A 14,952-nucleotide genomic window follows, 5' to 3' on the forward strand; every position below is an offset into this window, starting at 1 on the left:
GGGGAAGGATGCTCAAGGAATTCAAGGAATTTGCCGTCAGGGGCAATGTCGTCGACATGGGTGTCGGCATCGTGATTGGCGCGGCCTTCACGTCGATCGTCAACAGCTTCGTCGCGGACATCATCAACCCGATCATCGGCGTGGTGACGGGCGGCATCGATTTCTCGAACATCTTCATCAACCTGAGCGGAACCGAGTATGCCTCTCTGGCCGCGGCGCAGGAGGCCGGGGCAGCGACGATCAACATCGGCCTCTTCATCAACGCGATCATCAGCTTCCTGATCGTCGCCTGGGTGCTGTTCCTGGTGATCAAGGGCATCAACCAGCTCAAGCGCGAGGAGGCGGCCGCGCCGGCCCCGCCGCCCGAGCCGAGCGCCGAGGAGAAGCTTCTCGGGGAGATCCGCGACCTGCTGGCCCGGCAGTCGAGCTGATCAGAGGCCGGTCTGGCCCAGCAGGATATAGGCCGCCATCCCGGTGATGATGGCGGCCAGCATCCTGCGCGTGGCGATCCCGACCCCGAGCGCGGCGGCCGCTGCCGCGAGGCGCTGGGGATCGGCCACAAGATGGCCGTCGCGCCCCAGCAGCACCATCGGCGCGATGATCGCGGGCAGCACGGTGACGGGGACGAACGAGAGCGCCTCGGTCACCACGGCGGGCAGGCGGCGGCCCGCCAGCAAGCCGATGAACGAGAAGCGGATCAGGTAAGTCGCGACCGCGAGGCCCGCGATCATCGTCCAGATGGCGGTGTCGGTCATTCGGCGGCCTCCAGCACGACGCGGAGCTTGCGGGCGATGTGGCGCGCCGTGGCCATGCCGGCGGCGATGCCGCCCGCGGTCGCCACGATCAGGCCGGTGCCGCCCGGCAGGCCGGCCAGGACAACCGCAAGCACCGCCGAGACAAGCGCCGCCACGACATTGGCGGTGCCCCGGATCATCGGCGCGACGACCGCGATGAAGCAGACCGGCGCCGCGAAGCCGAGGCCCCAGCCCGGGGGAATGCGCGCGCCGATCTCGGCGCCGAGCCAGGAGCAGGCGATCCAGACGGTCACGGTGGTGATGCCGATGCCGAAGAAATACCCCGCCCGGTCCGCGACCCTCTCGTCCGGCCTGGCGCGGTAGCGGGCGATCGAGAGGGCAAAGGCCTGGTCGTGCAGGAAGAAGGCCGCGGGGATGCGCCAGGCCATCCCCAGGCCCTGCCAGTGCACCGCGATCGCGGCCGAATACATCGCCATGCGCAGGTTCACGACAGCTCCGGTCAGGACCGCGAGCAGCGCCGGCGCCCCGTCCGAGAGTAGCTGCAAGGCGGCAAGCTGGCTGGCGCCGGCCACGACCATCGTGGTGAAGGTCATGGTCTGGAGAAGGTCGAAGCCCGCCTCGGTCGCCAGCGTGCCGAAGATCAGCCCGAAGGGAGCGACGGCCAGCAGCACCGGCAGCGAGGCCCACGCCCCGGCGAGAAGGCCGCGGCGCGAGGGGGTCACGCGATCTTGGTCGGGTCTGCGCATGGCCTCTCCGTAACCGGCCTTGACTGAGGGCGCCAGTCAGGTTTTGTGAAGAGTGATGACAGAAATTCTGATCCTTCCCGATCGCGAAGCTCGACCGTCCATCGCGCCGGTGCACGACAATGGCGTTGCACTGATTCATGGGCTTGGCAGGTCCACGGGGTCGATGTTGTTGCTTGGCCGGCGTCTTGCGCGTGCCGGCTTTCTGGTCTGGAGGATCGGTTATCCCTCGCGCCGCATGAACGTGGCGGACGCGGCGGAGCGGATCGCCGCTGCCTTGGCGCCGTTGGCCAGCCGTTTGGGGCGGCTGCATCTTGTCGGCCACTCTTTCGGTGGTGTCATCGCGCGTCGGATTGCTTCGGCGGGCTTGATCCCGGTCGGACGCGTGGTCCAGATCGGTGCTCCGAACCGTGGTTCGCGGACGGCGGCGCGGCTGATTCGTCTCCTTCCGTTGGGCTGGTGTCTCGGACCCGCGGCAAGCGAGCTTTCCGAGCCGCGGCCCCCGATCCCTCGTCGCCGTGGCGTGGCAGCGATCGCAGGGTTCGGCCAGCGGCACCTGCCGGGCGTGCTTCTTGGTGCGAGCGGTTCGGGTGACGGTTTGGTGTCGGTTCGTTCCGCTTGGGCGGGGGCCGAAGCGCGTGGTGCCGTGGATTGCGGTCACACGTTGCTCCCCCTCAGCAGAAGGGTTGCCGAGATGACTGCGGAATTCCTTGCGAGAGGACGGCTCGGGCCAACATCGAGGGGGGGCGCATGTCCACGCCCTTCCTGATCGCTCCCGATCCAGACGACCCGCGGCTGACGCGGCCCGTGACCGGTGTCGACCATACCGGCCGCGACGCGCAGATCCGTGTGGTCGAGGAGCGTGCGCTGACCATCTACCTGAACGGTCAGGAAATCGTGACCGCGATGACCATCGGCGATTACCCGGATTACTTGGCGCTGGGCTACCTGCTGAACCAGGGAATGCTGCGCGCCGACGACCGCGTGACAGGGGTCGACTACGACGAGGAGATCGAGACCGTCGTGGTGCGCACCGAGCGCGAGACCGACTACGAGGAGAAGCTGAAGAAGAAGACGCGCACCTCGGGCTGCGCGGTCGGCACGGTCTTCGGCGACGTGATGGAGGCGCTCGAGGGGCTGACGCTGCCTGTGGCCGAGGTGCGGACCTCGTGGCTCTATGCATTGGCAAAGCAGATCAACACCGCGCCCAGCCTCTATCTCGAGGCGGGGGCGATCCATGGCACGGTGCTCTGCCAGCAGGACCGGCCGCTGGTGTTCATGGAGGATGTCGGCCGGCACAACGCGGTCGACAAGATTGCCGGCTGGATGTTTCGCGAGGGCGTGAGCGGCGCAGACAAGATCCTCTACACCACGGGGCGCCTGACCTCGGAGATGGTGATCAAGACGGCGTTGATGGGCATCCCGGTGCTGGCCTCGCGCTCGGGCTTCACGGCCTGGGGCGTCGACCTGGCGCGGCAGGTGGGGCTCACCTTGATCGGGCGGATGCGGGGCCAGCGCTTCCACTGCCTCTCCGGGGCCGAGCGGCTGATCTTCGACAGCGATCCCGACGCGGTCGGCGAGGAAGATGCGCGTCACCGGCGCAAGGGAGCGGTGGCGGCTGATGCTGACTGACGCCTACAACGCCGCCATCGACGCGGCGCGCCGGCTGATTGCCGCGCGCGCCAAGGAGGGCCGTCACCATGTCGCCGCCACCGTGCTGACCAAGGCTGGCGGCAGCTACACGGCGGTGAATGTCGATTCGACCCTGGGCCGGGCCGCGGTCTGCGCCGAGGCAATCGCGATCGGCATGGCCTGCGCCGCCGAGAACGAGGCCGAGATCGTCTTCGCCGCCGCGGTCAACCGTCGCCTGGTGGTGGTGGCGCCATGCGGGTTGTGCCGCGAACTCTTGCTCGACTACGGGCCCGAGGCGGTCATTGCCGTGCCGCGCGACGGCGAGGGGTTCGCCCTGCGGCGGCTGGCGGAACTGATGCCCGAGGCCTACAAGTCGGGTCGGCGCGGTGTCTGAGAGTGCGGATAGGGCTGGCATGAAGATCGCGGGCGTGATCCTGGCGGGCGGGCTCGCCCGGCGCATGGGCGGCGGTGACAAGGCGCTGCTGGAGATCGATGGCCGCCCATTGCTGGCGCATGTCATCGGGCGCCTGACGCCGCAGGTGGGCGCCGTGGTGCTGAACGCCAATGGCGATCCGGCGCGGTTCGCACGCTTTGGCCTCGACGTGATCCCCGACACGGTCGAGGGTTTCGCGGGGCCGCTGGCCGGGGTTCTCGCGGGGATGCGCTGGGCAGCGGCGCGCGGCTTCAGCCACGTGGCAAGCGCGGCCGGCGACACGCCGTTCTTCCCGCGCGACCTGGTCACGCGGCTTGCATCTGGACTGTCGGACTGCAACCGGATCGCCATCGCCGCGACCAACGACCCCGAGCGCGGCCTGAGCGAGCATCCGACCTTCGGGCTCTGGCCCGTCGACCTGGCCGACGATCTCGAGACCGCGCTGACGACGGGGAACATGCGCAAGGTCATCGTCTGGGCCTCGCGCCACGGCTGCGCGCGGGTGGTGTTCGACGAGGCGGGCAGCTTTCCCTTCTTCAACGTCAACACGCCCGGGGATCTCGAGGAAGCCGCCCGGCTCGCGCCGGAGAGGAGTGGGGCATGAAGATCTACGGCGTCATCGGCTGGAAGAATGCCGGCAAGACCACGCTGGTCGAGCGGCTGGTGGCCGAGATTTCCTCGCGCGGCTACTCGGTCTCGACGCTCAAGCACACCCATCACCTGGTCGACCTCGACCGGCCGGGCAAGGACAGCTACCGCCACCGCGAGGCGGGCGCACAGCAGGTGGTGCTTGCCTCGTCGAGCCGCTGGGCGTTGATGACCGAACTGCGTGGCGGGCCCGAGCCTGCGCTCGAGTCGCTGATCGCGCGGCTCGACCCCGTCGACATCGTGATCGTCGAGGGATGGAAGCGCGACCGCCACCCCAAGGTCGAGGCCTGGCGGGCCGAGACCGGTCAGCCGCTGATCGCGATGGATGACCCGACCGTGCGTGCGGTCGCCACCAACGACCACCCGCCCAAGGGACATGGCCGGCCGGTGATCGGACTCGACGACATCCCTGCGATCGCCGATTTCGTGCTGGAGGATGCCGGCCTCGCCCTGCGCAAGACCGCCTGAGCCGCATGACCCGCAAACGCCTGCGCGACGACTGCTTCGCCCTGCCGCCTGGGGTCGACTGGACGCCGGTCGACGAGGCGCTGGCGCGGCTGCGCGCGGCGCTGAGCCGCGTGACCGCCGACGAGGAGGTGCCGCTCGCCTCGGCCGCGGGCCGCATCCTGGCCCGGCCGGTGATCGCGAAGCGCGACAACCCGCCGGCCGCGAACGCGGCGGTCGATGGCTATGCCTTCGCCTGGGACGCCCTTTGCGGTGCCGACGAGGCCCGCCTGCCGCTGGCCGAGGGGCGCGCGGCCGCGGGGCGGCCTTTCGGTGGGACGGTTCCGGCGGGGTATGCGCTGCGCATTCTGACCGGGGCCGAGGTCCCGGCGGGGACCGACACGGTCGTCCTGCAGGAGGATTGCGAGGTATCGGGCAACGAGGTCCTGATCGCCGCGCCAAGAAAGCGCGGCGCCAACACCCGCGCGGCAGGCGAGGACGCGGTGGCGGGCACTGAGGCGCTGCCCGCGGGGCGGCGCATCGCCCCGCAGGATCTGGCGAGGATCGCCTCGGTCGGCGTCGGCCGTGTCGCGGTCTGCGCCCGACTGCGCGTGGGCGTCCTGTCGACCGGGGATGAGCTGATCGAGCCCGGTGCCGAGGGCGCCGGCATCTTCGATGCGAACCGGCCGATGCTGCTCGCCTTTCTTGCCGCGCAGGGCTTCGAGGCGGTCGATCTGGGCCGCGCGCCCGACCGGGCCGAGGAGGTGCGCGCCGCGCTCGACCGCGGGGCCGACGAGGTCGACGCGATCCTGACAACCGGCGGGGCCTCGGACGGCGACGAGGACCACGTCTCGAAGCTGTTGCGCGCCGAGGGACGGATCGAGACCTGGCGCATCGCGGTCAAGCCTGGCCGCCCGCTCGCGCTGGGGATGTGGCGCGGCGTGCCGATCTTCGGCCTGCCAGGCAATCCGGTCGCGGCCTTCGTCTGTGCCCTGGTCTTCGCGCGGCCCGCGCTGATGCTGATGGCCGGGGCAGGATGGGTCGAGCCCGAGGGCGTCATGCTGCCCGCCGCCTTCGAGAAGCGCAAGAAGCCCGGGCGGCGCGAGTATCTGCGGGCACGCCTCGACCCCGAGGGCCGGGTCGAGGTCTTCCGCTCCGAGGGCTCGGGCCTCATCGGCGGGCTGAGCTGGGCGACGGGACTGTGCGAATTGCCCGACGGTGCGCTGGAGGTGGTGCCAGGCCTGCCGGTGCGCTTCCTGCCCTTCGCTGCCTTCGGAACATGAGCTCCGCGCTCGCGAGCCGGGCGGGGTTGCTGACCTGCGGGTATTACGCGGCCCTGTTCCTGGCCGTCGGGGCACATCTTCCCTACTGGCCGGTCTGGCTCAAGGCCTGGGGCCTTGGCGACGGCGAGATCGGCACCTACCTGGGCGCGGCCCTCGCGGTGCGGCTGGTGGCGAACGCCGCGATGTCGGCCGTCGCGGACGCCCATGCGGTGCGGCGGCTGATGCTGGGGATCTGCGGCTTCGTGGCGGCCACGGTCTTCGCGCTGCACGCGCTGGCCGAGAGCCGGCCCGTCCTGTTCGTCCTCACGCTGATGGTGACCATGTCGCTCTCGCCGATGATCCCGCTGGGCGAGGCGCTGGGCCTGAGGGCCGCGATCCGGCACGGCTTTCCCTATCCACAAGCGCGAGCGGTCGGCTCGGCCGCCTTCCTGGTGATGAACCTGGGGCTTGGCGTCGCGATTGCGCATGTCGGGCCGGATGCCGCGCTGTGGTCGCTGGTCGTGTGTTGCGCACTCGCGGCCGTGTTCGGACTGATGCATCCGGGCGGCGGCGCGCCGCCTGGTGGCGGGCTCGACACGGCGGGGCTGCGCGAGGGCTGGCAGCTGACGGCGAGCCCGGCGTTCCTCGCCTTCGTCGTCGCCGCCAGCGCGGGGCTTGCAAGCCACGCGGTGTTCTACAGTTACGGCTCGCTGGTCTGGGCGGCGCAGGGTATCGGCGCCGAGGTCATCGGGCAGCTCTGGGCCATGGGGGTCGCGGTCGAGGTCGCGCTGATGCTGGGACCCGGCGCTCGGCTGGTGGTGCGACTGGGCCCGGCGAGAGCACTCGCGATCGGCGCGGCGGCCGGCATCCTCCGTTGGGGCATGCTGTCGGCCGAGCCTGCGCTCTGGGCGCTCTGGCCGCTACAGGCTCTGCATGCACTGACCTTCGCGCTGGCGCATCTGGGGGCGATGGCCTTCATCGCCTCGGCGATTCCGCCGCGGCTGGCCGCGACCGCGCAGGGGGTCTATGTCGGCACGATCTCGGGCACGGTGATGGCCGGGGCGACCCTGCTTGCCGGGGTCGTGAGCGGCACGCAGGGCATGGCCGCGAGCTACTGGCTGGCCGCCGGCCTCTCGGCCGTCTCGCTCATCGCCGCGCTGGTTTTGATACGGCGCTGGGATGGCGAGCGGCTGATGCCGACATGAGCGGCGCGCCGGATGCGAAACGGCCCCGGAGGTGGCCCGGGGCCGTGCATGGCAGGGGCGGCCGGTGCCGCGCGTCAGACGTATCGCACGCTCAGGATCTCGTAGCTCTTGGCGCCGCGGGGCGTGTTGACATCGACCGAGTCGCCCTCGTCCTTGCCGATCAGCGCGCGCGCGAGCGGCGAGCGCAGGTTGAGCTTGCCGGCTTCGAGATCGGCCTCGGACTCGCCGACGATCTGGAAGACGCGCTCCTCCTCGGTGTCCTCGTCGAGCAGCGTGACGGTCGCGCCGAAGCGCACGGTCGGGCCCGACATCTTGGCGGGGTCGATCACCTCGGCGCGGCTGATCAGGCCTTCGAGTTCCTTGATCTGGCCCTCGATGAAGCTCTGGCGCTCGCGCGCCGAATGGTACTCGGCGTTCTCGGACAGGTCGCCATGCTCGCGCGCCTCGGCAATGGCCGAGATGATCGCGGGGCGCTCCTCGTCCTTGAGTTGCTTGAGCTTCACGTTCAGGGCCGCATAGCCCTGCTTGGTCATCGGGACCTTTTCCATCTCAACCCCTCGGCGTGAGCGTCGTCGCGACACGACGGGCGGCCCGCCGGGCCGTCCTTCGCGCCGTGTCAAAAACAAGACCGCGCCTTTCCGGCGCGGCCCCGTTTCGATGAAGCTTAGAATCCGTCGGGCGGGAAATGCAAGCACCGTCGCGCAGGCGCAAAGCCCGAGCCTTGCGGGCGGGCGGGCGAGAGGCTACCGCTGGTTCCCGGTCCAACGCGGGAGGGGGCGCGCATGAACCTCGATCGTCGGTTTCCCTGCATCGCCGAGATGGAAAAGGCTGCGCGACGGCGCATCCCGAAGATCGCCTGGGACTACCTCGCGGGCGGCATCGGGCTCGAAGTCTCGCTCGACCGCAACCGCCGGACGCTGGACGAGGTGATCCTGACGCCGCGCTACCTTGGCGAGTGGGAAGGGTCGCCGGACCTGTCGACGCGGTTCCTGGGGCGGGACTGGGCCGCGCCTTTCGGCGTGGCACCCGTGGGGCTCGGCGGCCTGCTCTGGCCACGCTCGGCCGAATATCTGGTGCGCGCAGCGCAAGAGGCGGGGATCCCCTTCACGCTTTCCACGGTTGCCAACGCCACGATCGAGGAGATCGGAGCCCTCGCGCCCGGCCATCCGTGGTTCCAGCTCTACGCGATGAAGGATCGCGAGAAGAACCGCCACATCCTGGGGCGCGCCAAGGCCGCCGGCTTCGACACCCTGGTCGTGACCGTCGACGTGCCCAAGAAGATGCGCCGCGATCGCGACATGAGGAACGGGCTGGGCTGGGCGCCAGGCTGGGACCTGCCGCTTGCCATCGACATCGCGCGGCATCCGGCCTGGGCGATGGCGATGGCGAAACACGGCATGCCGCGCTTCAACAACCTGACCGACTATCTGCCACAGGGGCTGACGGTCGAGCAGATCGGCGCCGAGTTGAGCCGCCTGCGCGACGGGCGCATCACCGCGACCAAGCTTGGTCAGTACCGCGAGGACTGGGACGGCAAGCTGATCATCAAGGGCATCCTCAGCCCCGATGAGGCGGTGATCTGCCGCGACGTGGGTGCCGACGCGGTGGTTGTCTCGAACCATGGCGGCCGGCAGATCGACGCGGCGCGCTCGGCCGTCGAGGTGCTGCCGGCGATCCGCGCCGCGGTCGGGCCCGACTACCCGCTGCTGGCCGATGGCGGCGTGCGCACCGGGCTCGACATCATGCGGATGATCGCCTGTGGCGCGGATTTCGTGCTGCTGGGGCGCGCCTTCTACTATGGAGTCGCGGCGATGGGCGCGGCGGGAGCGGCGCACGCCATCCATGTGTTGATGGAGGAACTGTCGATCACCATGGGCCAGCTGGGCGCGCGGCGTCCGTCGGACCTGCCGGCGTTCCTGGAGTGAAACCCATTTTTTTGCATCAGGATCGGGCTGGCCTGCGCTATCCTCGCCCGGCGGGGCGGGTAATGGAGGCGCGGCAATGTCCGAATTCCGCCCCGGCACGGATACGGCCTTTTCGGGTTCGGTTGCCGAGATCTACGACCGGTATCTGGTTCCCCTGATCTTTCAGGATTTCGCCGAGCGCATGGGTGCACTGGCCGCCGCGTGCGCACCCGACGCCGTCCTCGAGACGGCCGCGGGTAGCGGCGTGCTGACGCGCGTGCTCGCAAGGGTCTTGCCCGAGAGCACGGAGCTTGTCGCGACCGATCTCAATGCGGCGATGATCGACTACGCGCGCAGGCGCATGGATGGCGCGCGCCGGGTCGAGTGGCAGGTGGCCGATGCCCTCGCGCTGCCCTTCGATGCGGCGCGCTTCGACCTCGTGGCTTGCCAGTTCGGTGCCATGTTCTTCCCCGACCGGGTGAAGGGTTACGCCGAGGCGCGGCGGGTGCTGAAGCCGGGCGGACGGTTCCTGTTCACGATGTGGGACGCGATCGAGGCAAACGACTTCGCCCATGCCGTGACCGAGGCGCTGGCCCAGCTTTGGCCCAACGATCCGCCGCGGTTCCTGGCCCGCACGCCGCATGGACACGGCCGCCCCGAGGTGATCGCCCGCGAGGTGGCCGCGGCCGGGCTCGTGCTCAGGCAGATCGACCCGATGACGGCGCGCAGCCGCGCGGCCACGGCATACGAGGCGGCGCTGGCCTACTGTCAGGGCACGCCGCTGCGCGGCGAGATCGAGGCGCGCGACCCCGACGGGCTTGGCAGGGCGACCGAGCATGCCGGCCGGGCCATCGCGCGTGTCTGGGGCGACGGACCGGTCGACGGTGCGGTTCGCGGCTACGTTGTCGAGGCGGCCGTGCCCGGTTGATCCGTCGGCCGGGCGTCAGCCGGCGGGGACGATGTCGCAAACGATCGCGGTCGCGGGCTCGTCGCCGCGGTTGAAGAACCAGTGATCGGTTTCGGCATCCTCGAGAATGCCGCCGGGCGTGTCGGCGCCGTAGACGGCTTCGCCGGACGGGCGGCCCTCGACCCAGGTACCGCTCACCACCTTGACGAGGCCCGGACGCGTGGCGTGGCTGTGGCGCGCGATCTGGCCGCCGGGCTCGATGGTGATGGCGCGAAGCTGGAGGACGTGGCCCTCGAGCCCGATCTGCGTGCGCATCGACGTCTCGGCGACCTTGCCGAGCGACTCGACCTTCAGGCCCTTGTGCTCGGTGGGCGGCTCGCTGGTCGCCAGCGCGGTCCCGGCGAGCGCGCCGGCGGCGAAAAGCGCAACCGCGGCGGCGAGGCGGGTCAACTCTGTTCGTGAACGGGCCATCGCTACCTCCTCGGTTTGGCCGGACTCGGCATTCGATGGTAGAAACAGGGGCTGGCCGCGCCAAACGAGAGGATTTCATCCGGCCATGAACTTGGTTCAACCACCATGACGCGGCGGATCCCGCCTCTCGCCGCCCTGCGCGCCTTCGAAGCCGCGGCGCGTCATCTGAGCTTTCGCGACGCCGCGGACGAGCTATGCGTGACGCAGTCGGCGGTGAGCCATCAGCTCAGGAGCCTCGAGACGCTGCTCGGTCAGGAGCTTTTCGCGCGCGGTCACAACAGGATCAGCCTGACGCGCGCCGGGCGCGCGTATCTGGCCGAGGTGGCGCCCGTGCTGGACCGCCTCGCCCGCGCGACCGAGCGCGTCGGGAGGACGGCCGAGCGCCTGTCGGTGCGCGCGACGCCTGCCTTCGCCGCGCGCTGGCTGATCCCGCGGCTCGACCGTTTCGCGGCGCTCTGTCCGGAGGTCGAGATCTCGATCTCGACGGGGCTACCGCCGACGGATTTCTCGGATGGCACGGACGTGGTGATCCACTGGGGCGCCGACCCGGTCGCCGGCGCGCGCGTGGCCCCGTTCTTCGCCTCGCCGCGCGGCCCCGTCGCGTCGCCCGCACTGCTGGAGCAGCGCGGCCATCCCAGCCACCCCGCCGCGCTGGCGACGTTTCCGCTGTTGCGCGACGAGGTGATGGACGGGTGGTCGGACTGGTTCCTCGCCGTGGGCGCCGCGCCGCCGGACCGGCCGACGGCCCCGTCCTTCGCGCATTGCGAGCTCGCGATGAACGCGGCCGAGAGCGGGCAGGGCGTGGCCCTTGCCTATCTGCGGCTGGTCGAGCGCGAGCTGGCCGACGGCCGGCTTGTGCGCCTCTTTGACGGCGAGAGCGGGCCCTACCTCATCTACTCGGTCGCCTGCCCCGCTGACCGGCAGGACGAGCCGGTCATCGCGGCGTTCCGAGACTGGATCACCGCCGAGGGCCGCGCCGCAGGCGAGCTGCCGGATGACCGCGGTCAGGCGGTCGCGATCTTGGCCGAGTAGCCCTGCAGCGGCGCGACCTCGATCTCGCCCTCGCTCAGCGTCTCGATCGCGCGCGCGGCCGCCACGGCGCCGGCCGCGGTGGTGTAGTAGGGGATCTTCATCGTCAGGGCCGTCGCCCGGATGTCGAAGCTGTCCTTGACCGACTGTGCGCCCTCGGTGGTGTTGAACACCAGCGTGACCCCTCCGTTCTTGAGGTGGTCGACGATATCCGGGCGGCCTTCATAGACCTTGTTCACGCGCTCGGCACGCACGCCATGCCCGGTCAGGAAGGCGCAGGTGCCGGCCGTGGCGAGGATCGTGAAGCCCAGCCGGTCGAGGATGCGCGCGGCCGGAAGGATCGCCTGCTTGTCCTGGTCGCGGACCGAGACGAAGGCGGACCCGCCGGTCGGCAACGGCGTGCCGGCGCCGAGCTGGCTCTTGAGAAAGGCGCGCGCGAAGCTGCGGTCGAGGCCCATGACCTCGCCCGTCGAGCGCATCTCGGGCCCGAGGATCGTGTCGACGCCCGGAAAGCGCGCGAAGGGCAGGACCGCTTCCTTGACGGCGATGTGCGGGGTGTTGGGATCGATCAGGTCGAAGCCGGTCAGCGGCTCGCCCGCCATCACCCGCGCGGCGATCGACGCGACCGGCGAGCCGGTCGCCTTGGCGACGAAGGGCACTGTGCGTGAGGCGCGCGGGTTGACCTCGAGCACATAGATCTCGTTGTCCTTGATCGCGAACTGCACGTTCATCAGGCCCTTCACGCCGAGGCCGAAGGCCATCGCCTCGGTCTGGCGGCCGAGTTCCTCGATCGTCGCGCGGCTGAGCGAATGCGGCGGCAGCGAGCAGGCCGAGTCGCCGGAATGGACGCCGGCCTCCTCGATATGCTCCATGACGCCCGCGACGTGGACGCTCTCGCCGTCGGCAAGCGCATCTACATCGACCTCGACGGCGCCCGAGAGATAGCTGTCGATCAGGACCGGCGAGGTGCCCGACACGACCACCGCTTCGCGGATGTAGCGCTCGAGCTCGGCATCCGAGCGCACGATTTCCATGGCACGCCCGCCCAGCACGTAGGACGGACGAATGACCACGGGATAGCCGACCTCCTGGGCGATGTGGAAGGCTTCCTCGGGAGAATGAGCGATTCCGTTGTGCGGCTGGCGCAGGTCGAGCTTGTGCAGCAGCTTCTGGAAGCGCTCGCGGTCCTCGGCGAGGTCGATCGCATCGGGCGTGGTGCCAAGGATCGGGATGCCGGCCTGCTCGAGCCCGCGCGCAAGCTTGAGCGGCGTCTGGCCGCCGAACTGCACGATCACGCCGTGGAGCATCCCGTTCTCCTGCTCGACGCGCAGGATCTCGAGGACGTGCTCGAGCGTGAGCGGTTCGAAATAGAGCCTGTCCGAGGTGTCGTAGTCGGTCGAGACCGTCTCGGGGTTGCAGTTGACCATCACCGTCTCGTAGCCGGCCTCGGTCAGCGCGAAGCAGGCGTGGCAGCAGCAATAGTCGAACTCGATGCCTTGGCCGATCCGGTTCGGCCCGCCGCCGAGGATCACGACCTTCTTCTGGCCGGTGGGACGCGCCTCGCACTCGACCGCCCCCGCCACGTCGGCCTCGTAGGTCGAGTACATGTAGGGGGTCTGGGCCTCGAACTCGGCGGCGCAGGTGTCGATGCGCTTGAAAACCGCGGTCACACCCATCGCATGGCGGATGCGGCGCACGTCGCCCTCGTCGAGATTGGTGAGCGTGCCCAGGCGGGCGTCGGTGAAGCCCATCATCTTGAGCCGCCGCATCCCCGCCGCGTCCTCCGGCAGGCCGTCGCGGACCAGGCGGGCCTCCTCCGAGACGATCTCGTCGATACGCTCGAGGAACCAGCGGTCGAATTTCGTCGCCGCCTCGATCTCGTCGAGGGTCAGTTCCTCGCGCATCGCCTGCGCGATGATCCGGATGCGATCGGGCGTCTGCCGCCCGAGGGCCGCGAGGACCGCGCGCTTGCGCTCCTCGGCCGTCTGGTTCGGAGAGACCCCGTCGATGGCAATGTCGTCAAAGCCGGTGAGGCCGGTCTCGAGTGACGCCAGTGCCTTCTGCATGGCCTCGTGGAAGCTGCGGCCGATGGCCATCGCCTCGCCCACCGACTTCATCGCAGTGGTCAGTTCGGGCTTCGATCCCGGGAACTTCTCGAAGGCGAAGCGCGGGATCTTGACGACGACATAGTCGATCGTCGGCTCGAACGAGGCGGGCGTGACCCCGGTGATGTCGTTCTGCAGCTCGTCGAGCGTGTAGCCCACGGCAAGCTTGGCCGCGACCTTGGCGATCGGAAAGCCCGTGGCCTTGGAGGCGAGCGCCGAGGACCGCGAGACGCGCGGGTTCATCTCGATGACCACCATGCGCCCGGTTTCCGGGTGGATCGCCCATTGCACGTTCGAGCCGCCGGTCTCGACGCCGATCTCGCGCAGCACGGCGATCGAGGCCGAGCGCATCCGCTGGTATTCCTTGTCGGTCAGCGTCAGCGCCGGCGCCACGGTGATCGAATCGCCGGTATGCACGCCCATCGGGTCGATGTTCTCGATCGAGCAGACGATGATGGCGTTGTCCGCGCGGTCGCGGACCACCTCCATCTCGAATTCCTTCCAGCCGAGCAGGCTCTCGTCGACGAGGATCTGGCCGACCGGCGAGGCCTCGAGCCCCGAGCGGCAGATCTTCTCGTAGTCCTCGCGGTTGTAGGCAACGCCGCCGCCGGTGCCGCCCAGGGTAAAGGCGGGGCGGATGATGGCGGGCAGGCCCACCTCGTCGAGAGCGGCGACGGCGAGGCGCACACCCTCGGCGATGTCGCGCTTGCCGCCGGCGATCTTCGGCGCGGTCACGATGGTGGCGCGCGGGTTCTCGAGCCCGATGCGGTCCATCGCCTCGCGGAACAGCTTGCGGTCCTCGGCCATCTCGATCGCCTCGCGGTTCGCGCCGATGAGTTCGACGCCGAACTTGTCGAGGACACCCATGTCGGCCAATGCCATGGCGGTGTTGAGCCCGGTCTGGCCACCCATCGTGGGCAGGAGCGCGTCGGGGCGCTCCTTCTCGATGATGCGGGCGACGACGTCGGGGGTGATCGGCTCGATATAGGTCGCGTCGGCGAGCCCCGGATCGGTCATGATCGTCGCGGGGTTCGAGTTGACCAGGATGACCCGGAAGCCTTCCTCGCGCAGCGCCTTGCAGGCCTGGGCGCCAGAATAGTCGAACTCGCAGGCCTGCCCGATCACGATCGGTCCTGCGCCTATGATCATGATCGAGCGGATATCGGTGCGTTTCGGCATGTCTCACTCCGGCGCGAGCGAACCGCTCCGGGCGGGCTGCCCGGCCCGGTCGGGCGGTCTGGCGGCAAACTGGCGAGCGTTATACCGATCCCGCGCCCCGGGGCAAGGAAGGGATTCCGCAACCCGCGGCTCTGGCGGTGCGGAACGCGGCGCCTTGTGTCGCATCGGGACCGTCATGGCCTTCGGGCGCGCTGCTTCGCCGCCGGGGTGCTGCCATTCCCGGAATCAAAAAAGC

Annotated in this window: 15 protein-coding genes; 10 read left to right on the forward strand and 5 right to left on the reverse strand. The window is 69.8% G+C overall.

Annotated features, from left to right (window positions below; all coding sequences use genetic code 11):
- Positions 1 to 8: 8 nt before the first annotated feature.
- The gene (gene mscL / locus H0I76_RS08675) at positions 9 to 431 is read left to right on the forward strand and encodes a large conductance mechanosensitive channel protein MscL (protein ID WP_200609342.1); all 423 of its coding nucleotides are present in this window, start codon (positions 9 to 11) and stop codon (positions 429 to 431) included.
- Here mscL and H0I76_RS08680 read toward each other — a convergent pair whose 3' ends face one another.
- Complete coding sequence (locus H0I76_RS08680) at positions 432 to 755, reverse strand: AzlD domain-containing protein (protein ID WP_200609344.1); 324 nt, start codon at positions 753 to 755, stop codon at positions 432 to 434.
- A complete protein-coding gene (locus H0I76_RS08685; RefSeq protein WP_200609346.1) occupies positions 752 to 1,501 on the reverse strand; it encodes an AzlC family ABC transporter permease in 750 nt (249 codons plus the stop codon). The genes H0I76_RS08680 and H0I76_RS08685 overlap by 4 nt, the downstream gene beginning before the upstream one ends.
- Before the next feature lie 747 nt (positions 1,502 to 2,248).
- Between H0I76_RS08685 and fdhD the strand changes: the two genes are divergently transcribed.
- From fdhD to H0I76_RS08715, 6 genes are read left to right on the forward strand one after another with little or no spacing between them, the layout of a single operon-like run.
- A complete protein-coding gene (fdhD, locus tag H0I76_RS08690) occupies positions 2,249 to 3,130 on the forward strand; it encodes a formate dehydrogenase accessory sulfurtransferase FdhD (protein WP_200609348.1) in 882 nt (293 codons plus the stop codon).
- The gene (locus H0I76_RS08695) at positions 3,120 to 3,524 is read left to right on the forward strand and encodes a cytidine/deoxycytidylate deaminase family protein (protein WP_200609350.1); all 405 of its coding nucleotides are present in this window, start codon (positions 3,120 to 3,122) and stop codon (positions 3,522 to 3,524) included. The genes fdhD and H0I76_RS08695 overlap by 11 nt, the downstream gene beginning before the upstream one ends.
- 19 nt (positions 3,525 to 3,543) lie before the next feature.
- Positions 3,544 to 4,167, forward strand: a complete 624-nt coding sequence (gene mobA / locus H0I76_RS08700) for a molybdenum cofactor guanylyltransferase MobA (protein ID WP_200609352.1) — start codon at positions 3,544 to 3,546, stop codon at positions 4,165 to 4,167.
- Positions 4,164 to 4,679, forward strand: a complete 516-nt coding sequence (gene mobB, locus H0I76_RS08705; RefSeq protein WP_200609354.1) for a molybdopterin-guanine dinucleotide biosynthesis protein B — start codon at positions 4,164 to 4,166, stop codon at positions 4,677 to 4,679. The genes mobA and mobB overlap by 4 nt, the downstream gene beginning before the upstream one ends.
- A 5-nt stretch (positions 4,680 to 4,684) precedes the next feature.
- Complete coding sequence (locus tag H0I76_RS08710; RefSeq protein ID WP_200609356.1) at positions 4,685 to 5,938, forward strand: molybdopterin-binding protein; 1,254 nt, start codon at positions 4,685 to 4,687, stop codon at positions 5,936 to 5,938.
- The gene (locus H0I76_RS08715; RefSeq protein ID WP_200609357.1) at positions 5,935 to 7,122 is read left to right on the forward strand and encodes an MFS transporter; all 1,188 of its coding nucleotides are present in this window, start codon (positions 5,935 to 5,937) and stop codon (positions 7,120 to 7,122) included. The genes H0I76_RS08710 and H0I76_RS08715 overlap by 4 nt, the downstream gene beginning before the upstream one ends.
- Before the next feature lie 74 nt (positions 7,123 to 7,196).
- Here the strand turns inward: H0I76_RS08715 and greA are convergent, their stop codons facing one another.
- Positions 7,197 to 7,670 (reverse strand): transcription elongation factor GreA, encoded by a 474-nt coding sequence (gene greA, locus H0I76_RS08720; protein ID WP_200609359.1) that lies wholly within the window; start codon positions 7,668 to 7,670, stop codon positions 7,197 to 7,199.
- A gap of 234 nt (positions 7,671 to 7,904) precedes the next feature.
- Between greA and H0I76_RS08725 the strand changes: the two genes are divergently transcribed.
- Together H0I76_RS08725 and H0I76_RS08730 are read left to right on the forward strand one after the other, a co-directional pair.
- A complete protein-coding gene (locus tag H0I76_RS08725; protein ID WP_200609361.1) occupies positions 7,905 to 9,047 on the forward strand; it encodes an alpha-hydroxy acid oxidase in 1,143 nt (380 codons plus the stop codon).
- 76 nt (positions 9,048 to 9,123) lie between these two features.
- Positions 9,124 to 9,954 carry a class I SAM-dependent methyltransferase gene (locus H0I76_RS08730; protein WP_200609363.1) on the forward strand — a complete coding sequence of 277 codons (831 nt, stop codon included), beginning with the start codon at positions 9,124 to 9,126 and terminating at the stop codon, positions 9,952 to 9,954.
- A gap of 15 nt (positions 9,955 to 9,969) precedes the next feature.
- Here H0I76_RS08730 and H0I76_RS08735 read toward each other — a convergent pair whose 3' ends face one another.
- A complete protein-coding gene (locus H0I76_RS08735; protein ID WP_234455212.1) occupies positions 9,970 to 10,404 on the reverse strand; it encodes a cupin domain-containing protein in 435 nt (144 codons plus the stop codon).
- 105 nt (positions 10,405 to 10,509) lie between these two features.
- Between H0I76_RS08735 and H0I76_RS08740 the strand changes: the two genes are divergently transcribed.
- Entirely contained in the window at positions 10,510 to 11,436 is a 927-nt protein-coding gene (locus H0I76_RS08740; protein ID WP_200609365.1) for a LysR substrate-binding domain-containing protein, read from the forward strand.
- On the opposite strand, the gene carB is transcribed toward H0I76_RS08740, so the two are convergent.
- Positions 11,409 to 14,717, reverse strand: a complete 3,309-nt coding sequence (gene carB / locus H0I76_RS08745; protein WP_200609367.1) for a carbamoyl-phosphate synthase large subunit — start codon at positions 14,715 to 14,717, stop codon at positions 11,409 to 11,411. The genes H0I76_RS08740 and carB overlap by 28 nt on opposite strands.
- Positions 14,718 to 14,952: the final 235 nt, after the last annotated feature.

It is taken from the genome of Thermohalobaculum xanthum (assembly GCF_016623495.1).
Classification (GTDB): domain Bacteria; phylum Pseudomonadota; class Alphaproteobacteria; order Rhodobacterales; family Rhodobacteraceae; genus Thermohalobaculum; species Thermohalobaculum xanthum.